This window comes from Kordiimonas sp., assembly GCF_048260245.1.
Taxonomy (GTDB): domain Bacteria; phylum Pseudomonadota; class Alphaproteobacteria; order Sphingomonadales; family Kordiimonadaceae; genus Kordiimonas.
On record NZ_JBLXGZ010000015.1, the window covers coordinates 1 to 21,160 of the forward strand.

Below are 21,160 nucleotides of genomic sequence, written 5' to 3' on the forward strand. Positions count from 1 at the left end.
TGCGCTGGAACGGTGATAGCTGGACAGTGCGCGCGGGACTGGCCAAGGTCTTCTGGGGCGTGGCCGAAAGCCGCCACCTCGTGGATATCATCAACCAGTTTGACACCGTTGAGGATATCGACAACGAAGACAAGCTGGGCCAGCCGATGCTGGAGGTTTCCAAGCTTCAGGACTGGGGCCAGATAACGGCCTATGTCCTGCCCGCCTTCCGCAAGCGCACTTTTGTGGGCGAGGAGGGCCGCTTTCGCGCGCCTTACCTCGTTGATAACGATCTCGCGCGCTTTGATCAGGGCCGGGACGACGACGCGGATGTGGATTTAGCGCTGCGCTACAGCCACTATTTTGGTGACTGGGATGTGGGCCTGTCTTTCTTCCGCGGTGCCGACCGAGACCCGAGGCTGATTCTGGACGCCGGGCGCGGTGTGCTTGCCCCCTATTATGACGATATCACCCAGGTGGGCGCCGATATCCAGTATACGCACGAGGCATGGCTGTGGAAGTTTGAAGGCATCGTTCGAGACACGCCGTTTGAGACCTTCGCGGCGGCTGTGGGCGGGGTGGAATATACCTTCTACGGTGTGACGGACGCGGGCGCAGACCTTGGTGTGCTGGTGGAATACCAATACGACGGCCGGTCGGAAAACCCGGCGATTGCACCGCTCAGTCCATCAGACAACGACCTGTTTACCGGTCTGCGCTTCGCCATGAACGATATGTCCGACACCAGCATACTTGGCGGTGTGATTGTGGATATGGCCGATGGCTCGGTCTCTGGTCTCGTCGAGGCCTCCCGCCGTTTCGGTGATTATTGGGTGATGGAGCTGGAAAGCCGTTTTTTCACCGGCGTGGACAACAGCAATATCCTGTACGGATTCAGGAAAGACAGTCAGGTCACGCTGCGGCTCACACGGTATTTTTAGTAACTGAATTTTGGGTATTCCTCGCGTTACCCAAAACTGGGGGCGGACAGGCTATGTGCCTTCCGCCCTCCTTTTTTCGCCTATAAATCCGCATTATTCTCTCATTGCGCGATTAAAACGGTTTCGGGTGAAATTTTTTCACAATTTTATTCCCAGCTTCAGTATGTTGTTCGTCCTTGATGGCAAGGAGAGGACTATGGAACGCGCGCGTGAGCCGCATTTGGATGAGGATGGGACCCCGGCGCGGGAAGACGCAGCGGTCGATACCCCCTTGTGCAAAGACGATATCAAAGCGTTGTTCCAGAACCATAACGACGAGCTGGTGCGTTATCTCACCAGTCGGCTCAAGTCGCATGAGGAAGCCGTCGAGGTGGCGCAGGAGGCTTATGTCCGCCTGCTTCGGCTTGACGACAGCAGCACCATCGGGTTTCTGCGGGCTTTTCTTTTCCGGACGGCGGGCAATATCGCCATCGACCGGGTGCGGCGTCGGGGTTTGGCGCAGGCATATCTGGATGAAGCCACGCCGGAGCAACAAGTGAATGAGATGTTCGGTTTTACGCCGGAGCGGTCACTTGCTGCAAAACAGTCGCTTGAGAGAGTGCTGGACTGCATTGGGTCGTTACCACCCAAATGCCGCCATGCATTCATTGAGTATAAATTCAAGCACCGTAGCTATGACGACATAGCGGAAGACATGGGGCTGACGTCTTCCATGGTGCGAAAATATGTGCTGCGTGCGCTGGTTCATTGCTCGGAAAAACTGAGTGATGAACTGGACACGTGGTCCATTCAGTAAGGTCTGGGATATGCCAGTGAGTGACAAAAAAATCAGTGAGGCAGTGCTGGAGCAAGCCGCCGATTATTATCTCGGCCTGCAGGATGGCACCATCTCGGGGGCGGAGCTTCACGCGTGGCAGGAATGGCTGTTGGCGGAGGAAGAACACCGCCGTGCCTTCTCCCGCCTTGAGACGCTTTGGGGCGTGCTTGAAACCGCGACGGCGGAGGATATCGCCGCGCTTCCCGCGCCAGATTTGGCCGAAAGCCATACGCCGGGGGGCTCGGTCCTGTCGATGGTGGCGCCAAATGCCAGCCGCACCCGCGCCACGCCACGTTTCAACGTGGGCTGGATGGGGGCGATGGCCGCCAGCGTAGCCGCCGCACTTATTGCGGTTTATGTGGTTTTGTCCGGCAGTGAGGCACCAGAGGCCCCCCTTGTACAGACTTATGAAACAGCGCATAGCGAGCGTCGTGCGGTGGATCTGGCTGATGGGTCGATCATTGAGCTGAACGCAGGCAGCGCTATTGCCGTGGCCTATACGGAGGCCGAGCGTCGCATCACGCTGGAGCGTGGCCAGGCAATCTTCACCGTTGCCAAAAATCCCAAGCGACCCTTCGTGGTGCGTGCGGGGTTCGGTAGCGTCACGGCTGTTGGAACGGTTTTCAACGTTCGTAAAACGGGCGGTGATGTTGAAGTGCAGGTTCTTGAGGGCACAGTTGCCGTGCGCCCACGCGCGGATGCGGATGCCACACGGGGCAGCGAAACGGCTTCCTCTGTCGCGCTGGTGACCGCGGGGCGGCAGACCAGTTATTCCATGGGGGGCACGCTGGCACCCGTTGTGGCAAACAATATAACGGACCTGGGCTGGAGAACGGGTGTTTTGACCATGGTCGATTTGCCCATTTCAGATGTGATCAACAGGTTGAACCGCTATCTTGCGAGCGAAATAACCATCGGTGATGAAGCTGTGGGGCAGTTACGCTTTACCGGAACGGTATACCCGGACCAAGTTCAGGCGTGGCTTGAAGGGCTTGAACAGGGCTATCCAATTGATGTTGTACATCTTGGCAATAGTACAATTTTGATGATGGCAAGTGATAGTTCCGATACCGTAATCAGATAAGTCGTTCATTTAGAAGCGGCAATCGGTTACACTCAAGTGCTCTCTATAAGGGTGCTTTTGCAATGCTTAAGAGTGTTGCGCCGGGAGGAAAATAGACGATGGAGCTATCCGCACGGGCCTGGAAAAGAAGGCTTGCCGGCGCGGTTGTCACCACAATTGTGGTGTCGGCTCCCATTTTTGCGGCTGCCATTCAGGCCGATCACCGTACTGTTCAGTTCAATATCAAACCGCAGTCCCTTCGTCAGGCGCTTCTTGTTTTTTCCGAGCAGGCGGGTGTGCAACTTATCCTGACCGACGAAGCAAAGGACCTCGCGCTGAGGAAAGCGTTGATCGGCGAGAGGTCGGTTACAAAGGCGCTGGAAAGCCTTATAAGCGGGACGCGGCTGGAGTACCGCTTCACCGGCCCCAATACGGTGATTGTGAGGGCGCGTGCCGATTATGTCGAGGTGGCGCCTGCGTTACGCAGCATTGAACCCGCGCCGGCGGCGCGCGACGCACGCAAACACCGCCCTGCTTATGAGGCCAATGAGGTTTTTCTCGAGGAACTGATCACGGTAGGCACGCGTAACCGCAGCCGTACGGTGGGTGAAACCGATGTGCCGATCGATCTCATCGACACCGGCACATTGCGCCATAGCGGCCATGTGGAAACCGGACGCTTGCTGCAAACCCTGGCACCCAGTTTCAATTACACCGAAACCACCATCTCGGATGGCACAGATATCGTGCGGCCCGCTACGCTCAGGGGGCTTGGGCCTGATCAGGTGCTTATTCTCGTCAACGGAAAACGCCGCCACAGCCAGGCGTGGGTGAATGTGCAGAATACTGTGGGCAAGGGCTCAGTCGGCACGGACATGAACACCATTCCGGTGGCCGCAATCAAACGTATTGAGATCCTGCGGGACGGCGCATCGGCACAATATGGCTCGGACGCGATTGCAGGGGTGATTAACGTCGTGCTCAATGACCATGACGAAGGCGGCATGGCAACCGCCAGTTGGGGACAGACCTATGAGGGGGATGGCGACACATACTATATTGCTGCCAATGCGGGACTGCCGCTTGCGAATACAGGGTTCATCAATCTTACAGCCGAATACCGCGACAAGGCGGCGACCAACCGTGCCGGCCCAAGCTCGACCACCGGGGAAGTATTGATGCGCATTGGTGATACCGACGTGCAGGCAAGCTCAATGATGTGGAACGGGGCCTTGCCCGGTGATGGCGCGGCGGAATTTTATTTTTTTGGCGGTTTCAGTGACCGTGATGGTCTCTCAGGCGGCTTTTATCGCCACCCGTTTGTGCCCAGCCGCACGGTACCGCAACTTTATCCCCAGGGCTTCCTTCCGCTTCAAAGCACAGATGTTACCGACTTCTCGCAGGCAATGGGCATTCGCTATAGCGGTGACGACGGCTGGAAATATGATTTCAGTGCCACATACGGCACCACCCGCTTTGCATTTGGTGCCGCCAATACGGTGAATGTGTCGCTTGCGTCTGCAGCATACTATAACGGCGGTGATCCGGTGACCGCGAGCCCAACCAGCGGTTTTTCCGGCTCGCTCAAGTTTGAGCAGTTGACGGTGAACTTCGATGCCTCCGGTGGTAATTTCACGTCGGGCGTACTGTCGCATCTGGCATACGGTATCGAATATCGGGACGAAGACTACACAATCGAGGCCGGAGACCCGGCATCCTATATTTGCGGTATGGTGGACGGTGAGTTTGCCCCCTCTATAGAGGACCCCGAGCAGGTGGCATTTTGCGGTTTTCAGGGCTTCCCGGGCTACAGTGACGCTGTGGCGGGCAACAAGGGGCGCGGAAGTTTTGCGCTGTATGCGGAGGGCGAATTGGAACCTTCGGATGACCTGTGGATGACAGCCGCAGTACGCTATGAACGCTTCGGCGGCACCGGGGATAAGCTGACGGGCAAACTGTCGGCGCGCCGACAACTGACGCCAGCCCTTGCCCTTCGCGCTGCGGCCTCAACCGGATTTCGTGCGCCAGCGCTGGCACAGCGGGCTTTCTCAAGCGTCATTACCAACACCACCTCGGATGGGTTGCTGCAAACCCTGATCGCGCCTGAGGGGCATCCGTTGGCCCGCGCCTACGGTGTGGACAAGCTGGACCATGAAACCAGCATCAACTTCTCGCTCGGCGCCGTATGGGAAGTAGGTGAAGGCATGTTGGTAACCCTTGATGCCTACCGCATCAAAATTGCTGACCGTATTGTGCTTGGTCCCACGCTTGATTTACCGCCCGGGGTCAGCTTTGGCGCCATTGAGGCAGGGTCGTTTTTCTCCAATGCGGTGGATACGGAAACTTTTGGCGTAGACCTTGTCGCTTACCTCAAAACCCGTTTTGCCGGTGGTGCACTGGACTTTACCACAAGCCTCAGTTGGAACAGCACCAAGATCAAGGATATCAACGCCCCGGCCAATATCCCGGCACATATCTTTTTCCCGCTTGCTGAGCGCATGAATGTGGAGAAAGGGCAGCCACGGTTGCGCGCCAATGCTGCGGCAGACTTCCAGAAGGGGCGGTTTGGCGCTGTGGTGCGGGCCAATTTCTACGGCAATACGGAATCCGCCTATTACACCGCTGTCGGGAACGGTATCCCGCCGCATCTTGCCTATGATGTCTATGGTCTTGATCGCGCGGCAACCACAAGTGCGGGTGAAGCGCTGATTGTGGACATGGAAATTTCATACGACATCACTGAAAATGTGCTTTTTGCTGTGGGCGCGAACAATATCTTCAACACCTACCCGGACAAATTGCCGGATAATGCGCTGGCGCGCTGGATATCTGAAGGCCGCAAGCCGGGGGCCTTCGGTAACTTTGTCTATCCTTGGGTGGCCATGCCGTGGGGCATCAATGGTGGCTATTATTATGCACGCATGACCGTGCAGTTTTAGGGCACGGCCGAGCCCGTGTTGCGTCTGGACAGGGCCAACATATTTTTTGCGTTTTCAAACTTGACCAAAAAGTCAGGAATGGATAACGTTCGCTCGTTGCGTGGATGCCTGACCATTATTGGTGGTGGTTCAGGTATCAAGAGCATGGAAGCGAAGCTCCGGTTAACCTCACCGATCAGTTGGTGGGCGCCTCCTTGAGGTGAGGCGGGGAGACAAACCTTCGGGCGCGTCGCTGGCACAAAGGCTACCCTGTTGCCTTCTGCCAGCCTTCCAACCCATCTTTTGTGCTCGTCTGGGCGGTGGCTGTTTGCAGCCGCCGCCCCAGCTTTTTCTGGCGTGTCAAACCTCACGCTCCCAAACCATTGTTCGCATTCTCCAGATCAGGCACGATGGGCCTCAGATGTGCGTTTAGCTTTGGATAAGCCAAGCCACGGGATTGATATGGTTTGCGCCGGGAAGTGGGCAGGCCGCCTAAAACATCGAATTGTCGTGCAGTGTTGATTCAACGACCGGCTGACCCACACCCCAATGTTCGGCAAATTTGCCATTTTCCATCCGGAAAATGTGCATGCCGGCATTGCCCTTGGCGTCAGGTTTCGCCTTGAAGTGAATATGCATCCAAACCAGATCACCGTCTGCGCCCGCGCGTTTTATGTCTGCGTGCATTTCGGGAAAGCGCTCAAGTTGTGCGGCGAAATACCGAAGCAGGCCTTCCTTCCCGTCCGGTACGCGGGGGGAATGTTCAATATGCCCTTCAGCGACACATTGCTCGCCAAACTGGTCAACGTTCAATTCTACCTCAAGAATTTCCATGCATCGCACGGCCTTCTCGAGGTTCTCTTGTTCCAAAGCTTCTTGCGCCAGAATGTCAGCGTCGCTCATTGTCGCGAGAGAGGCACCGCTCAATACCAGTGCAACACAGCCAGAGAGGCTCATCTTTATGATGCGGGGAGTATGGTTGTTCATATCGTATTGTTCCTATGATAACGCAATTGAGCCTGCCGCGATTGGCCGCAGACTATCATGTTACCTAGTCCCGATCCGGATCTACGCTTGCTCATCCGTCAAGCTCAATCCGTGATCTCCCCAGTGCATTATGAACATACTTGAGGGAATTTGGGAACCTCAAAAGGTTCCCGTCGGCCGGCCTTGGTGCCTCAGTCGACAACGCCGGTCAGCTTGTCATTCAGGGCAGCGGCAAGCGCCATCAGTCCGTTCATTGGCCGGATCAGCACTTCGATTTCCTTGAGCTTGCCGTCTGCATCCAATGTGATCCGGTCGATGCCCTTGAGCTGTTTGCCGCCCACACTGGTGGTAAATTCAAGGATCAGTTCATCCCCGTCCACCCATTCCTTTGTGTAGGTCAGCCCTTCAAATGTATCGGTTACCGCGCTTAAGACCATGAGGACTTTGTCCTTGCCTTGACGCGGTTTCCAAAAGGCTGGCGAGAGTAACGAGGCATCCTCTGCCACGATGGCGGACAACAGGCCCATGTCCGATGTCCTGACCGCTTCGTGCCACTGTTTGAGAAAGGTGTCGGTTTTGCTCATGCTGCTCTCCTGATGGCTTATGCCTGTTAGATAGCGTTATCAGCCTGTCCGTCCAGTCAATATCAGCTTTTAAGCGCCACGAAGCTGCCGGTGTAATCGATCGCCAGTTCATCGTTTTCTACCACGCTGGCGGTTAGCTGGATGCGCGCTTTGCCGTGACGTTCGAACGTTTTCAGGAACAGGCCCCAGCGGTTGCCTTCGGGCAAGCTGGCCTCGGCCTCAAAGTCCTGAGTAACAGGGCGGATATAATTGATATTGCTGCTGCTGATGACAATTTCGCCAGCCTTCGCGCTGTGGCGCAAATTGAGATGTAGCAAGGTCCAGCAACTCAGCGTTGCCAGCGCCTGCAGGCTGCCGCCGAAGGCTGTGTGTTTGTGGTTGATGTTGGCGGCAAGGGGCGCGCGCAGCACTACGCGGTCGCGGCTGGCGACGATGGCTGTCACGCCCATGGGGGCCGAAATCGGAATATGGCTGTGCAGATAGTCTTCAACCTCGATCGTGCTGGTCATGGTCGCCTCTTTACAACAATGAATTGACGCCTTGCGCGCTTTCTTCCACTCTGGCCCCCGGGGAGATCCCGAAAGTTCAGGAAGTTCGGGAAGACTAGGGGAGGAACAGGTCTTATGCAATCCGAAGAAGGCAGCGCACCCGTGCGCGATGATACACTCAGCCGCGAGGCCTATTGGCGGGCGAATCTGTTACTTTTGGCCAAGCTTTTGGTGGTGTGGTTCGTCGTCTCGTTCGGGGCGGGCATTTTGCTGGAGGACTGGCTCAACCAGTTCACAGTGCTGGGTTTCAAGCTGGGTTTCTGGTTTGCGCAGCAGGGCTCTATCTTCACTTTTGTTGTGCTGATTTTCATTTATGCGTGGCGCATGAAAAAACTCGACCGCGCCTTCGGCGTTGAGGACTGAGGGGCATATCATGGACGCACAAAACCTTACGTATCTGTTTGTCGGGCTTTCCTTCGCGCTTTATATCGGCATTGCCATCTGGTCGCGGGTTGGTAGCACCAAGGAATTTTATGTGGCGGGTACCGGGGTGCATCCGGTGCTGAACGGCATGGCGACCGCCGCTGACTGGATGAGCGCGGCGTCATTCATTTCCATGGCCGGGCTTATTGCTTTCCTTGGTTATGACGGCTCGGTCTACCTCATGGGCTGGACCGGGGGCTATGTGCTGCTGGCTTTGCTGCTGGCGCCCTACTTGCGCAAATACGGCAAGTTTACCGTGCCAGAGTTTATTGGCGACCGTTATTATTCAGACGCGGCGCGTCTTGTCGCGGTGCTGTGCCTCATTTTTATCAGCTTCACTTATGTGGCGGGGCAGATGCGGGGTGTCGGCATCGTCTTTTCGCGTTTTCTGGAGGTTGACATCAACCTTGGTGTGCTGATCGGCATGGCGATTGTGTTCATGTATGCGGTGCTGGGCGGCATGAAGGGCATCACCTACACACAGGTTGCACAGTATTGCGTGATGATTTTTGCCTACACTGTGCCTGCGATTTTCATCTCGCTTCTGGTCACAGGCAACCCGGTGCCCCAGCTTGGCCTTGGTGCGGAAGTTGCCGATGGCTCGGGCCTGACGGTGCTTGAGAAGCTGGATAGCGCGCTCATTGAGCTTGGTTTTACCGCCTATACAAACGGCACAAAATCGACGATCGATGTTTTTGCCATCACGGCAGCGCTGATGGTGGGCACGGCGGGCCTGCCGCATGTGATCGTGCGCTTTTTCACGGTGCCCAAGGCGTCTGACGCGCGCATTTCCGCGGGCTGGGCGCTGGTGTTTATCGCCATTCTGTACACAACAGCCCCGGCGGTAGGGGCCTTCGCACGGCTCAATTTCATCGATGAGGTAAATGAAACCGCTTATACGGAAACACCAGACTGGTTCAAAAACTGGGAAACGCTGGGCCTGATCGCATGGCGCGATAAAAATGATGACGGCATTATCCAGTACCGGGCGGGCGAACCCTTTGACGGCAAGCCAGCTTTTGAGGGCGAGGCCCGCGGTACACACGGCGAGCGTGTTATCAACAACGGCGTCACCATAGGCGGCAACGAAGTATATGTCGACCGCGATATTATGGTGCTGGCCAACCCGGAGATCGCCAAGCTGCCCGGCTGGGTCATCGCCCTTGTGGCGGCAGGCGGGCTTGCCGCTGCGCTGTCGACAGCCGCAGGGCTTTTGCTGGTGATCTCAACTGCGGTCAGCCATGATTTGCTGAAAAAAACGTGGATGAAAGATATCTCCGACGCGCAGGAGCTTCGAGCGGCACGCATTGCCGCCGCGCTGGCCATCGTGGTGGCAGGCTATATGGGCATCAATCCGCCGGGCTTTGTAGCGCAGGTTGTCGCCTTCGCATTCGGGCTGGCCGCCGCTAGCCTGTTCCCTGCCATATTGATGGGTATTTTCTCCAAGCGTATGAACAAGGAAGGGGCCATTGCTGGCATGCTGTCGGGTCTGTTGTTCACCTTTGGCTACATCGCTTACTTCAAATTTGTCGCGCCTGAGCTGAACGTGGCGGAGAACTGGCTGTTTGGTATTTCGCCAGAAGGTATTGGCATGGTTGGCATGTTTGTCAATTTCGCCGTGGCCTTCATTGTGGATCGCTTCACCCCCGCACCGCCTGAAAGCGTGCAGGTTCTGGTGGAGGATATCCGCGTGCCCATGGGCGGCGGCGACGCGCATCACCACTAGGGCGGTAGGTCAAGGTTCCAACGGAATCTTTATGTTGGTTTGGTTAGGTTCCTTTGTGAAAGGAGCCTAACCATGCCTGACACCCCCACTCCAGATGCGCAAAGCGGGAAAAAAGCCAAGCTGTACCGCATGGTCATGCCTGATCATTTGTGCCCTTACGGCCTGAAGTCAAAAGACCTTCTTGAGCGGCAAGGCTATGAGGTTGAGGATCATCATCTTGAGACCCGGCAGCAGACCGACGCCTTCATGGCGGCACACGACGTGGAGACCACGCCGCAAACCTTCATTGATGACAGGCGCATCGGCGGCTATGAGGACCTTCGCGTTTTCTTCAGGTTGGAGCCACCGCCCGAGGAGCAGAGCGATACAAGCTATCAGCCTGTGATAGCCATCTTTGCGGTGGCCGCGCTGCTGGCGTTGGGGCTTTCATGGCACCAGTATGGTGACATGCTGACCCTCCGGGCGTTTGAATGGTTTATCTCATTATCCATGAGCATTCTTGCCATTCAGAAACTGCAGGATGTGGAAAGCTTTTCCACCATGTTTCTCAACTATGACTTGCTGGCCCGCCGCTGGGTGCCGTATGGGCGGATATACCCCTTTCTTGAGGCGACAGCTGGTGTGCTCATGACGGCAGGTGCCCTGGTGTGGCTATCGGCGCCGGTGGCCTTTTTTATCGGGCTTGTGGGGGCTGTCAGTATCGTCAAGGCAGTCTGGATCGAGAAGCGTGAGCTCAAGTGCGCCTGTGTGGGCGGCGGCTCAAACGTGCCGCTTGGCTTTGTGTCTTTCACCGAAAGCATGATGATGCTGTTTATGGGGCTTTGGATGCCGCTGAAGGCTTGCCTGATGTAAGGAAAAGGGCGGAGGAAACCCCGCCCTTTATTATCTCTCCGCGTCGTCTAGGCCGCGTTTCTGAATGCAACAATCACCGGCAGGCGTGCGGCCCGGAAAGCGGGGAAAAACCCGCTGAGGAAACCGATGATAAGCGCGATAATGCCGCCCTGGATAAAGAGGTCCGTCGTCATCTCAAACGCGAACACCACCTGGGTGAAACTGCCGCCAAGGGTGGAGGCATTGAGCCCGTCGAACAGCAGGAAGGCGACAATGGAGCCAACGGCCCCGCCGATGGCTGCAAGCACTAGAGCTTCAACAATGGTACCCACAAAGGCTGACAGGCTGGAAAAGCCGATGGCGCGCAAGGTGGCGATCTCCTTGGCGCGTTCCGCGACAGAGGTATACATGGTATTGAGGGCACCCGCGAGTGCACCCAGCGCCATGATGGAGCTGATGACCCAGCCGAAATAAGCCATGTAGCTGAGCGACTTGCCCTGCGCCTTGAAATAGGCGCTTTCGGTCTCGACATCGAGGTTGAGGCGCGGGTCTGCGGCAACAAAGGCGCGGATGGCCTCAAGGTCGTTGGGGCTGCTCATCAGCGCACGGGCTGTCTGGTAACTGCTGCCACGGTTATAGAGGCTTTGCAGCACCTTAACGTCAGCCCACAGTTCGCTTTCAAACACGTTGCCGCCGGTGGAGAAAACCCCCACCACTTGCCAGACCACCTTGCCGAAGCGCACTTCTTCACCCAGGGCAAAGCCGTCAAAAGTGCGCAGCACACCGGCGCCCACGATCATTTCGTTGGTGCCGGGGGTGAACATGCGGCCCGCGGTGATCTGCACATTTTTGCGCATGGCAAAGCCGCGGTCGTCCAGCCCACGCAGTGGGATATTGGCTTCCGTCTGGCTTGATTTTTTTATGCCGTCCACGATGACGTACAGTTCCGGCGAGACAACAGGGCCGTTTTCATCTTTGACCACACCCGGTGCGGTCTCGATGATATTGACCTGATCGCGGCTGAGCACACTGTTAAGTTCGGCCGCTGAGCCTTCGCGGGTGAAAATGGCAACATTTTCAGAGCCGGCACTTTCAAGCGTAGCGGAAAACCCCTTAGCCATCGCAAGGAAGGCCAGCAGGATGGCGACAACAACCGCGCTGGCAATCACCATGGCAAGCGACATCCAGAAACGTTGTGGCAGGCTGCGAATATTCATCGCAACAACAGCCGATATTTGAGAGAAGATCGATCCCATGATTACCTCCGGCTGAATGCAGTTACGATGTTAAGCTTATAGGCATTGATGGCGGGTACGAGCCCGGTAACAAGGCCCAGAAGCACCATGAAGCCAACGGCCTGCAGGGCAACAGCATCCGAGACCATAAGCCCCGGCAGGAACTGCGCGAGGAAAGCCTTTGCGCCGCCGACGATCATGTAGGCAAGGCCAAGCCCTGCCATGCCGCCAATAAACGCCAGCAGCATGGATTCCGCGAGGATCATGGTGAAGATGCGCTTGGCGGTGAAGCCTAGGGTCTTGAGCGTTGCAATCTCGCCCGTGCGTTCGCGCACTGCGAGGATCATGGTGTTGCCCACCACGAGAAGGATGGTGAAGAAGGCGGTAAAGACGATGCCGAAAATCATCAGGCCGATGTTGCCGATCTGCTCGATGAATGCCTTGTTGAAGGCTTTTTCGGTACTGGTGTCTGTCTGCGCTTCCGAGTTGGCGAATTCTTCGTCAATGGTCTTGGCAACTTGCTCATTCAGGCTCGCGTCCGATGTGGTCAGGGTCAGCCAACCGACCCAGTCGCCGCCAAATGTTTGCGTTTCCATGAAGTATTTATAGTGGAATACCGCGAAGTTGGTGCCGAACTGTTCATCCCGCCCGTCAAAAATACCGGAGACTTCCATCTCCCACGTATGACCACCTTCCCGGTTGGAGAAGATATTGGACGACATCGGGATCATATCGCCGACTTGCCAGCCGTAAGCGTCGGCGATGGCCCGGCCAATGAGCATACCGCGCTGGTTACGGAACCAGCTTTCGCGTTCGGCGTCGCTTAGTACGACTTCCTCATAAACCTTGAGGTAGTTTTCAGGGTCCACGGCCATGGTGACAAGCTGGTTCGCCGGTTCCTGATAATAACCACCAAACCAGTTCATGTGTACCACGTCCTTCACACCTTCGATCGCCTTGACCTTGTTGACATAGGAAAACGGCAGTGGCTGGGTGAAGTTGATGCTGTTGACAACCACCAGCCGGTTGTCGGCCGAAAGTTCAACGCCCGAATTCAGTGCGTCCTTGAGGGATGTGACAACCCCGAAAATGAGGAAAGCCACCATGATGGCGAAGCAGGTCAGGAACAGCCTGAGCGGCTTGCGCGTCAGATTTTTGAAAATCAGGTAAAGGTCGCTCATGCCGCGAGGTCCTTCTCAACGAATTCCCCTTTATCCAGATGCAAGGTGCGCTTGGCATATTTGGCAGCCGACGGATCGTGCGTAACCATGACGATGGTTTTGCCGAATTTCTCATTGAGGAGCTGCAGCATCTCGAGGATTTCGTCGGCGGTGTGGCGGTCAAGGTCACCTGTTGGCTCATCACATAGAAGAAGTTTCGGGTCCGAAACAATGGCGCGGGCAATGGCGACACGCTGTTGCTGGCCGCCTGAAAGTTCCTTCGGCAGGTGTGACGCCCGCTCTGCCAGATCAACCAGTTGAAGCGCTGTCTTTACGCTGGCCTTGCGGTCCTTCTTGCTGAGGTTGGTGAGCAGAAGCGGTAGTTCCACGTTGCGGGCCGCACTGAGCATGGGCATCAGGTTATAAAACTGGAAGATAAAGCCGATATTGTTGGCACGCCATTTGGAAAGCTGGCCTTCCGAGAGGGTATCAACGCGGGCGCCATCAAACAGCACCTCGCCCGATGTCGGTTGATCGACACCACCCAGCATGTTGAGGAGCGTGGTTTTACCCGAACCCGACGGCCCCATAATGGCGACAAAATCGCCCTTCTTGATTTGCAGGTCAAGGCCATCAAAAATCTGAATGGTTTCTTTGCCGCGGGTGAAGCTTTTGTTGACCGACTTGAGGTCGAATAGGATGTCGTCACTCATGGTTTTATCCCCCTGTCTATTGAGACCTGTATGAGCATTCCGGTATTTTGTTATGCCTTCATGAACGCTACTTTGACCCCCATATCAGGCAAAATACGCGGGTCTGAAATCTTGATGCCGATACGCACGCGCACGGTGGCCTTGGCGCGGTCGGCTGTCGGGATGATGGCGATCACGGACGCCGGAATATCCCAACTCGGGTAGGCATCCAGGTTAGCGCTGACCTCCTGCCCCTCAAATACCCGGCCGATGAAGCTTTCGTTCACGTCCACCTCAATCTCGAGCGAGGTCATGTCCACAATGGTGCAAATGCCTGTGCGGGTGAAACCGCCACCGGCGGAGCTGGGCGAGACAATCTCGCCCGGTTGCGCGGCTTTGACAGTGACCACGCCGTCAAAGGGTGCGCGGATAGTGTGATCATCCAGCCGCTCGCGCTGGCGCTTGACGCTCAGTGTCGCGACCGCAATGTCGGCGCGTGCGCTGGCGAGCGAGGCGGTCAGGCTCTCCACATCTGCTTGCGCGCGAGAGACGGTAGCTTCGGTTGAAAAATCATTGCTTTTGAGTTCGGTCGCGCGTTTCAGCACACGTTTGGCTTCGGCTAGATTGGCTTCCGTGCTTTCCAGCCGCGCTTCCAGGACCTTGACCTGTGCTTCGGCGAGGTCAAGGTCAACCTGCGGCAAGGTGGGGTCCAGCTTTGCCAGTACCTGGCCCTGCTTGACGCTCATGCCTTCCTCGACCGTCACATCGGTGATCAGGCCGATCACCTCCGCGGAAACAGTGGCCATGCGCCGTGCGGTAATATAGCCGGAGGCATTGAGCACTGAATTTGATACTGGCACCGATGCCTGCGTGGTAGGCTGGTTTTTTGTGGTTGCGGTGTTTTGCTGTGTGCTGACGACTTCTGTCGTTGGCGCGGGTGGTGCATCTGGCGCCGCGCCCATGCCGCCCGGACCAAAGACAAAATAGGCGCCGCCCAGCAGAAGCGCGACGATCACCCCACCGCCGAGCATATAAACCGCCGGAGATTTGCTTTTATTTGCCTGTGGCTGGCTGCGATCAATCTTGAGCTGGCCGAGCAGTTCACTTTTATCATTCATCAATATTTCCCCCGCTTTGTCGCGACAACCTTATCGCACAAGCCCCTTTTTCCATATGGCTAACATGTTCTTTCTTACAAGCATGCTTGGCCTGTAGATTGGGTATTTTTGTTAAAGTACTTTGAATTACAAAGTAACTATGGATCGGAAAAGTTCAAGAGGCTTTTTGAGCGCAATTTGCTTGCGCGGGTCGTTTTTTATACGCTTCCCTGTCGCTGAACGTACGGGCGTAGTGTTGTGACCAGCGAAAACACTGATCACCATGGTTTGTCTGACGCCGTGCTTAAACTTTAGGGCAGGCCTCAGGAAAGCCGGTGGCTACCTGCTACAGTTCCCATTGTCGGGCCTTCTGTGACACTATAGGTGCGATCCAGCACGGTGGAGACATAATACCATGTGGATGTCGCGCGCTCGGGCGTCAGGTCAAGCTCAAGCCAGCCGCGATGTTCGCTGTCCAGATACTTCAGTTCCGGGCTGGACTGTTTGAGCGCGGTGGTGATGGTTGCGGCCTCGGCCGGGATATAGGTTTCCAGCCCCGGAGAGCTGACGCTGGGTGTGCCAAATTCGACGGCGACGGGGTTGCCGTCCTCGTCTTTAAGGTCAAAGGCCCACGCATTGTGGGTGTCACCCGCGAGGAAAATAGGATTGTTGGCGTATGCCTTGATGCCGTTAAATACCCGTTCGCGGCAGGCGGGGTAGCCATCCCAGAAATCGAGGTTAAAGGGCAGCTTCATTTGTGCCAGCATCTGCGCGGCCTTGAATCGCTCCTTGCTGATATAGGATGACTTATCGAAGTTCAGGTCCTCATCCCGAAGGTAAGGCATGGTGACTTTGCCGATCAGGAGTTGTTGGCCGAATATCTGCCACGGGATACCTGCCTCTGAGGAGGCCTGCAGTTCGTCTTCGATCCAGGCTTCCTGTGCGGCGCCAAGGATGGTGCGGTCTTCGTCGCCTAACACATCGCTGCGGAATTTCTCACCGTCAGGCAGGTAGCTGAAGCCTGCGGGCAACTCCTTGGGGTCAAGTTTGCTGATTTCGCCAAAGTCGGTCATCGGCACCGGCTTTTCGCCGCGCAGGTCGAATGGTACGGGGATGTGTTTGATGGCGCTTTTTGGCACATCCTGCATGGCGTCTGCGCTCAGGATGGCTTTGGGGTTGTCGGCGTCGCGCATGTCAAAGGGCAGGGTGCGGAATGGCAAGTCGGTCTCATAAGACAGTTGCTCGTCACGGCCTTCAATGCGCGTGTCCAGCATGATCAGCGAGGCAAGACCGCCATAATTGAAGCTGCGGTGGATAGTTGTGGGCTCCAAGGCTGTTTCGCGGATCGGCAGCCATTCATGGTAAGCGCGGATTGCCGCTTTTTTGCGCGCCGCGTAGGAGCCTTCACCTTCGTTATGGTTCTCGGCGCCATCTTTCCAGCTGTTATTGGCGATCTCGTGATCGTCCCAAACACAAATGAAGGGGTGGGCGGCATGAGCGGCCTGCAGGTCTGCGTCGCTGCGGTAAAGGCCGTACCGTTCGCGGTAGTCCTCAAGCACCACACATTCGTTTTTCGGTTTGACTATGCGGCCCTTGGCGACAGCTGCGTCGTTTGAATAGACACCTGCTGCATACTCGTAAATATAGTCGCCAAGGTGCAGCACGGCTTCAACATCGCGGCCAGCCAGCTCCTTGTAGACATTAAAATACCCTTGTGGGTAGTTTGAGCAGGAGACGACGGCCAGCCGCACGCGCTGCGCACCGTGTGCGGGCAGGGTGCGGGTGCGGCCGGCGGGGCTGGTGACGCCCTCGCAGATGAAGCGGTAGAAATAGCTTTTGCCAGGCATGAGGCCAGTGGCGTCGACCTTGACGATATGGTCGCGTTTCACTTGAGCAAAAGTGGCACCCTGTGACACGAGGTTGGTAAACATGTCATCTGTGGCGACCTGCCATGTTACGCGCAGGTTTTTTGGCTTGCCGCTGCCTGGAATGACACGAGACCAAAGAACGACCCTGTCGACAAGCGGATCACCACTGGCAACGCCGTGGGTGAAGTGGGCGGGTGCGCATGCGCCAACCTCGGCCCCTCTGAGGGCAACAGCGCCCAGGCTCGCGCCCATAACACCCAGAAACGTACGACGACTTGTCGTGGTGGTCGCATGAAACATATGATTGGCCTCTCCGCTGATGCCTTAGTGACAATATAATCAATAATTTTGTCTGAGCCTGCCACCCCAAGGGGTAATTTGCAAGCAGCAGGCGCAGCATTGCTGTATGCTTAAAGCTATTTTCTTACACATTAGTGAAAGCCTGTGGTCGACGATTTTCCCAGGATGGATATGGGGTGATCAAACCCATGACGTTGCTTTTTGTTCCGACCGGCGTTCTATTGGTGAGCAGAATTCAAGCTTCAGCGTATATTTTATATTTATTATTTAATACGAGTGGGTTAGCCGTAATTCTCGCTATGATTAACTTCTTTAGTGCAGAGCCGGTCTGACCGAATTTATTTTACGATTTGATAACTGTTTGTGTGCCAAAAAGAGTGAAGGGGGTCGGGCTTCGTACGTGGTGTGCCGGAGTCCGGGAAGTTTAGGGCGAAAATGAGCAAAGTTCCGGATAGGTTTCTGGGGTATGCATTCTGCGTAGGGGATGTATTGCTTGAACTCGACCTTGCTTTCACCATTGTCAGCGCGGATGGCGCTGTTAAAAACACTCTCGGGTCCATAGGTATAGGTACCTGTTTTCTTGATTTCCTGACGTCGCGCGGGCGGGGGATGATCGAAAGCTCGGCCAAGATGTTGACCGGCGCCAACCGGCTTGGTCCGTTCACTGTTGCCATTGGAAGCGAAGGGACCGCGCGGCAGGAATTTGCTGTATTTCTTGCCAAGCTGCCGACGGCTGCCGACAGAATCTATATGGTGCTATCGCGCCCCTACCGGCTTGGCAAAACCGACACCAAGCGCTCACCCGACAAAAAGACAGAAGAAAAAAAAGCCGAATTCTTCGACCATCTTGAAGGTCTGTTCGAAGGGAATGCAGAAGCGGCACAAAATATGCTGGTTACGATCCTTGAGGCGGGGGCGGGGCAGGATATCGATGATAATACTCAGCGTGATATCGAACGTTACCTGCAATCCTTTTCCGTTGGCGGCGCACATGCGGCCATGGTCGGGGATGACAAGTTTGCGGTGGTGCATGACAAGACTGATGCAAAAGCGCAGCAGACGGACTTTGCCGCAGAACTGAAACGGGTGACCGGTGTGTCGCTGACCAGCGCCACAATTGATGCGTCTGAAGCCCATTTAAGCGAAACGGACAATCTGCGGGCGCTGATTTTCAGTTTGCAAAACTTTGCGTCGGAAAACGAAGGCTTTGCGGTCGAGGATATCCGTAAGAATTGTGCCACCCTGATCAGTGAGACGACGAAGAGGGTGAAGGCCTTCCGGGAGGTGCTGGATGAGGGGCGGTTCACGCTCGTGTTCCAGCCCATCGTGAGCCTGAGCCGGGGCACGACCCATCACTTTGAAGCTCTCACCCGTTTTGAATTGCCTCCCATGATCAAAAGTCAGTGGGAAATGATCCGCTTTGCCGAAGACATCGGGTTGATCGACGAATTTGATTATGCTGTTGTCACCCTCGCTATCTACAAGATTCGCGAAAAGTTGAAAAAGGGCGGGTCGCCGGGCATTGCCGTTAATCTCTCCGGGCGGTCGCTTTCAAACGTGGGCTTTATTTCCGAACTTATGTCGTTGTTGCGCGGCAATACGGACCTTACTCAGTATTTGTCGCTGGAAATCACTGAATCGGCAAAAATTCACGACCTTGATATGCTCAGTGAGGTGCTTGTTGAAATGCGCGCCATTGGTTTTCGGGTTTATCTTGACGATTTTGGTGCTGGCGCTGCCGGTTTCCAATATCTTAAGACGCTGAAGGTGGATGCGGTCAAGATTGACGGCGCTTATATTCGTGACGCGCTGACCAACAAGGAAGATCGGGCTTTCCTGCGATCCATGGTCAGCCTGTGTCAGGAGCTGGGGATTGTCACCGTGGGGGAGTGGGTCGAAACGCAAGAACATGCGACATTGTTGCGCGAGATAGGCGTGGACTATGGGCAGGGCTATTTCTTTGGTAAACCCAGCCCTAACTTCCTTGTCGCACCAACGCACACTGAAGGGTAGTTCCTCAGCTCTTGTCTGCGGTTATTTCCAGAATGGCAACGCTCGATTTTATGACTGTATCCATCACTTCTGCCACGCTTTGTTCGCAGCCACGCAGACACCAGCGCTTTAACGTTAGGATGGCGACATCATAGGAGATTTCCTGTCGCATGATGCGTTGGTCGTCACTGAGGTGCGAGAGGAGTGCATCATAGTGTTTGTAGGCACGCTCCAGCCCGATGATTTCAAAATCCTTGATCGCGCGGCGCAAATCCCAGTCCGGTTGTGTGATGGCCTGGCCAAGGAAGATGAGGTAATACCGGCCGCGTTCGTCATCTTTGGCGCGCTCGGCCAGGGGTAGGGCCAGAACTTTGATGATCTGGCCAAGCGTAGGTTCGCCTTTCCAATCTTCCATCAGTTCAAGGCGTCGGTCGTCTATCTCGTGAGTGCGTTCACTGATGGTAGCGCGAACCAGCCCGTTCTTGGAGCCAAAGTGGTACTGCAACGCAGACTGGTTGCGCTGGCCCGCTTCTTGAAGTATTTCCCGGGTGGACACGTGGGCGATACCCTTTTGAGCAATTAAACGCTCTGCCGCTTCAATGAGTGCGGCGCGGGTTGCATCCGCCCGCTTGGCCTTGCCGTCAATCGGCATTGATATAGCGCTTTTGGCCACACTGTACTCCTGCAGAAACATTGGAACCCTGCGAAACATTTAATGTTCAGCATTAATGAATGCAACATATATGTTTCACGCGCAAGTGAGGATGTTTCACGCGGCCTGACGCACCACCAGTGGGATAGCCGTGGGAGCAAGGTCGAAGGAGCCAAAAAGCTGAACACGTCCAGTTTACTGGCCGCAAGCATGATGTTCGCGCTTGAAAGCGCAATCAAAGCGTGTCCCATACTGGCATTCTGGCCCAAAAGCGCTGTATAGTCCGGCGGTGCGCTGCTATTTTTCAGGGTGCATTGACTATATAATGATCGTCATTAAGATGGCAGCGGGATTGCTTGTCAAGCTGCCAGCGGAACGAGGGCGGCGGTCTTTTGGGGAAATAAATGTCAATTCGAGCATGGCTGGTACGCCGAAAAATTCGTTCGGTTTTTAGGCCTGAAATGGCGCCGGATACGCCTGACGACGTACGTTTGAGGAACTTTAGTACTGCGCTCAAAGCGATGGAAGGTAAGCTGCCGGGGCCGCCGCGAGGCCAGTATAAAATCGACAAGGTCAGTCTGGCATCTGGGGTGCAGGGGGAATGGATCACTGCCAGAGGTGCACGCGAAGACCGTGTCGTTCTTTATGCCCATGGTGGGGGGTATACTTGGGGCGCTCCGCGCCCCTACCGTGAGTTGGGCTGGCGCTTGTCGAGAGCCTGTAATGCCCGGGTGTTTCTGCTGGATTATCGCCTTGCACCAGAGCATACATGCCCGGCACCCATTGAGGATGCGCTTCGGGCCTATGACTGGATTGTCGAAAATAACCGGGGCCAACCCATCGTAATGGCGGGTGACAGCGCCGGTGGCGGGCTCACGCTTGCTGCGGCGCAGGCTATTCGCGATACCGGGCGCAATATGCCAAAGGCGCTCGGCCTGATTTCGCCATGGCTTGATTTGACGGGCAGTGGTGACAGCATTCGGTCGAACGCAGAAACTGAGGTGATGCTTGACCCGGATGGTATCCAGTATGCCGCCAATGCCTATCGCGGGGCGCTTGCTGCGGATGATCCACGCTGCTCCCCGCTTTTTGGTGGCCAGGCTGGGTTGCCGCCTGTGTTGGTGCAGGTCGGATCAGAGGAAATCTTGCTGGATGACAGTGTGCGGTTTGATGCGCGCGCCCGCGCGGAAGGGGTGCAGGTTACCCTGAATGTCTGGCCCAAAATGCACCATGTCTGGCATTTCTCTGCGATGATGGTGCCGGAAGGCCGCAAGGCGATTGCAGACCTCGCGGCATTCATGCAACGGCACTTTGGCAACTGAAAGTAAACGGGCCTCAGAAGGGACG

Annotated in this window: 18 protein-coding genes; 9 read left to right on the forward strand and 9 right to left on the reverse strand. The window is 55.9% G+C overall.

Annotation, left to right across the window (positions count from 1 at the left end; genetic code table 11):
- From ACN0VM_RS09530 to ACN0VM_RS09545, 4 genes are all read left to right on the forward strand, one after another.
- Window positions 1–920, forward strand: a 920-nt coding sequence (locus tag ACN0VM_RS09530) for a hypothetical protein (protein ID WP_417450644.1), incomplete at its 5' end; no start/stop codon positions are given.
- A 196-nt stretch (window positions 921–1,116) separates the two neighbouring features.
- Window positions 1,117–1,716, forward strand: a complete 600-nt coding sequence (locus ACN0VM_RS09535; protein WP_417450645.1) for an RNA polymerase sigma factor — start codon at window positions 1,117–1,119, stop codon at window positions 1,714–1,716.
- A gap of 16 nt (window positions 1,717–1,732) precedes the next feature.
- Window positions 1,733–2,821 (forward strand): FecR family protein, encoded by a 1,089-nt coding sequence (locus tag ACN0VM_RS09540; protein ID WP_417450646.1) that lies wholly within the window; start codon window positions 1,733–1,735, stop codon window positions 2,819–2,821.
- 98 nt (window positions 2,822–2,919) lie between these two features.
- Window positions 2,920–5,739 carry a TonB-dependent receptor plug domain-containing protein gene (locus tag ACN0VM_RS09545; protein ID WP_417450647.1) on the forward strand — a complete coding sequence of 940 codons (2,820 nt, stop codon included), beginning with the start codon at window positions 2,920–2,922 and terminating at the stop codon, window positions 5,737–5,739.
- Between the two features lie 471 nt (window positions 5,740–6,210).
- On the opposite strand, the gene ACN0VM_RS09550 is transcribed toward ACN0VM_RS09545, so the two are convergent.
- The 3 genes from ACN0VM_RS09550 to ACN0VM_RS09560 all read right to left on the reverse strand — a co-directional run bounded on the left by ACN0VM_RS09550 (window position 6,211) and on the right by ACN0VM_RS09560 (window position 7,798).
- Window positions 6,211–6,705 (reverse strand): nuclear transport factor 2 family protein, encoded by a 495-nt coding sequence (locus ACN0VM_RS09550; protein WP_417450648.1) that lies wholly within the window; start codon window positions 6,703–6,705, stop codon window positions 6,211–6,213.
- A gap of 191 nt (window positions 6,706–6,896) precedes the next feature.
- The gene (locus ACN0VM_RS09555; RefSeq protein WP_417450649.1) at window positions 6,897–7,289 is read right to left on the reverse strand and encodes a nuclear transport factor 2 family protein; all 393 of its coding nucleotides are present in this window, start codon (window positions 7,287–7,289) and stop codon (window positions 6,897–6,899) included.
- A 62-nt stretch (window positions 7,290–7,351) separates the two neighbouring features.
- Complete coding sequence (locus tag ACN0VM_RS09560) at window positions 7,352–7,798, reverse strand: YiiD C-terminal domain-containing protein (RefSeq protein WP_417450650.1); 447 nt, start codon at window positions 7,796–7,798, stop codon at window positions 7,352–7,354.
- 114 nt (window positions 7,799–7,912) lie between these two features.
- On the opposite strand from ACN0VM_RS09560, the gene ACN0VM_RS09565 reads away from it, so the two are divergent.
- The 3 genes from ACN0VM_RS09565 to ACN0VM_RS09575 all read left to right on the forward strand — a co-directional run bounded on the left by ACN0VM_RS09565 (window position 7,913) and on the right by ACN0VM_RS09575 (window position 10,838).
- Window positions 7,913–8,200: a DUF4212 domain-containing protein gene (locus ACN0VM_RS09565; protein WP_417450651.1), complete on the forward strand. Its 288-nt coding sequence runs from the start codon at window positions 7,913–7,915 to the stop codon at window positions 8,198–8,200.
- Between the two features lie 10 nt (window positions 8,201–8,210).
- The gene (locus tag ACN0VM_RS09570) at window positions 8,211–9,986 is read left to right on the forward strand and encodes a sodium:solute symporter family protein (protein ID WP_417450652.1); all 1,776 of its coding nucleotides are present in this window, start codon (window positions 8,211–8,213) and stop codon (window positions 9,984–9,986) included.
- A 72-nt stretch (window positions 9,987–10,058) separates the two neighbouring features.
- Entirely contained in the window at window positions 10,059–10,838 is a 780-nt protein-coding gene (locus ACN0VM_RS09575; RefSeq protein WP_417450653.1) for a MauE/DoxX family redox-associated membrane protein, read from the forward strand.
- Between the two features lie 47 nt (window positions 10,839–10,885).
- Here the strand turns inward: ACN0VM_RS09575 and ACN0VM_RS09580 are convergent, their stop codons facing one another.
- The 5 genes from ACN0VM_RS09580 to ACN0VM_RS09600 all read right to left on the reverse strand — a co-directional run bounded on the left by ACN0VM_RS09580 (window position 10,886) and on the right by ACN0VM_RS09600 (window position 17,169).
- Window positions 10,886–12,073 carry an ABC transporter permease gene (locus ACN0VM_RS09580; RefSeq protein WP_417450654.1) on the reverse strand — a complete coding sequence of 396 codons (1,188 nt, stop codon included), beginning with the start codon at window positions 12,071–12,073 and terminating at the stop codon, window positions 10,886–10,888.
- A 2-nt stretch (window positions 12,074–12,075) separates the two neighbouring features.
- Entirely contained in the window at window positions 12,076–13,233 is a 1,158-nt protein-coding gene (locus ACN0VM_RS09585) for an ABC transporter permease (protein WP_417450655.1), read from the reverse strand.
- Entirely contained in the window at window positions 13,230–13,925 is a 696-nt protein-coding gene (locus ACN0VM_RS09590; RefSeq protein ID WP_417450656.1) for an ABC transporter ATP-binding protein, read from the reverse strand. Before ACN0VM_RS09590 ends, ACN0VM_RS09585 begins: the two co-directional genes overlap by 4 nt.
- Before the next feature lie 50 nt (window positions 13,926–13,975).
- A complete protein-coding gene (locus ACN0VM_RS09595) occupies window positions 13,976–15,022 on the reverse strand; it encodes an efflux RND transporter periplasmic adaptor subunit (RefSeq protein ID WP_417450657.1) in 1,047 nt (348 codons plus the stop codon).
- A gap of 302 nt (window positions 15,023–15,324) precedes the next feature.
- Complete coding sequence (locus tag ACN0VM_RS09600; protein ID WP_417450658.1) at window positions 15,325–17,169, reverse strand: alkaline phosphatase D family protein; 1,845 nt, start codon at window positions 17,167–17,169, stop codon at window positions 15,325–15,327.
- A gap of 435 nt (window positions 17,170–17,604) precedes the next feature.
- On the opposite strand from ACN0VM_RS09600, the gene ACN0VM_RS09605 reads away from it, so the two are divergent.
- Window positions 17,605–19,182 carry an EAL domain-containing protein gene (locus ACN0VM_RS09605; RefSeq protein ID WP_417450659.1) on the forward strand — a complete coding sequence of 526 codons (1,578 nt, stop codon included), beginning with the start codon at window positions 17,605–17,607 and terminating at the stop codon, window positions 19,180–19,182.
- Window positions 19,183–19,186: 4 nt separating this feature from the next.
- On the opposite strand, the gene ACN0VM_RS09610 is transcribed toward ACN0VM_RS09605, so the two are convergent.
- Window positions 19,187–19,834: a TetR/AcrR family transcriptional regulator gene (locus tag ACN0VM_RS09610; protein WP_417450660.1), complete on the reverse strand. Its 648-nt coding sequence runs from the start codon at window positions 19,832–19,834 to the stop codon at window positions 19,187–19,189.
- A gap of 383 nt (window positions 19,835–20,217) precedes the next feature.
- On the opposite strand from ACN0VM_RS09610, the gene ACN0VM_RS09615 reads away from it, so the two are divergent.
- On the forward strand, window positions 20,218–21,135 hold the full coding sequence (locus ACN0VM_RS09615) for an alpha/beta hydrolase (protein ID WP_417450661.1): 918 nt from the start codon (window positions 20,218–20,220) through the stop codon (window positions 21,133–21,135).
- The last annotated feature ends 25 nt before the right edge of the window (window positions 21,136–21,160 follow it).

Coding starts and splice junctions, on each gene's coding strand:
- ACN0VM_RS09595 (WP_417450657.1), bottom strand. CDS start 15,022: ATGAATGATAAAAGTGAACTGCTCGGCCAGCTCAAGATTGATCGCAGC.
- ACN0VM_RS09550 (WP_417450648.1), bottom strand. CDS start 6,705: ATGAACAACCATACTCCCCGCATCATAAAGATGAGCCTCTCTGGCTGT.
- ACN0VM_RS09615 (WP_417450661.1), top strand. CDS start 20,218: ATGTCAATTCGAGCATGGCTGGTACGCCGAAAAATTCGTTCGGTTTTT.
- ACN0VM_RS09570 (WP_417450652.1), top strand. CDS start 8,211: ATGGACGCACAAAACCTTACGTATCTGTTTGTCGGGCTTTCCTTCGCG.
- ACN0VM_RS09535 (WP_417450645.1), top strand. CDS start 1,117: ATGGAACGCGCGCGTGAGCCGCATTTGGATGAGGATGGGACCCCGGCG.
- ACN0VM_RS09575 (WP_417450653.1), top strand. CDS start 10,059: ATGCCTGACACCCCCACTCCAGATGCGCAAAGCGGGAAAAAAGCCAAG.
- ACN0VM_RS09555 (WP_417450649.1), bottom strand. CDS start 7,289: ATGAGCAAAACCGACACCTTTCTCAAACAGTGGCACGAAGCGGTCAGG.
- ACN0VM_RS09560 (WP_417450650.1), bottom strand. CDS start 7,798: ATGACCAGCACGATCGAGGTTGAAGACTATCTGCACAGCCATATTCCG.
- ACN0VM_RS09590 (WP_417450656.1), bottom strand. CDS start 13,925: ATGAGTGACGACATCCTATTCGACCTCAAGTCGGTCAACAAAAGCTTC.
- ACN0VM_RS09600 (WP_417450658.1), bottom strand. CDS start 17,169: ATGTTTCATGCGACCACCACGACAAGTCGTCGTACGTTTCTGGGTGTT.
- ACN0VM_RS09580 (WP_417450654.1), bottom strand. CDS start 12,073: ATGGGATCGATCTTCTCTCAAATATCGGCTGTTGTTGCGATGAATATT.
- ACN0VM_RS09585 (WP_417450655.1), bottom strand. CDS start 13,233: ATGAGCGACCTTTACCTGATTTTCAAAAATCTGACGCGCAAGCCGCTC.
- ACN0VM_RS09545 (WP_417450647.1), top strand. CDS start 2,920: ATGGAGCTATCCGCACGGGCCTGGAAAAGAAGGCTTGCCGGCGCGGTT.
- ACN0VM_RS09605 (WP_417450659.1), top strand. CDS start 17,605: ATGAGCAAAGTTCCGGATAGGTTTCTGGGGTATGCATTCTGCGTAGGG.
- ACN0VM_RS09565 (WP_417450651.1), top strand. CDS start 7,913: ATGCAATCCGAAGAAGGCAGCGCACCCGTGCGCGATGATACACTCAGC.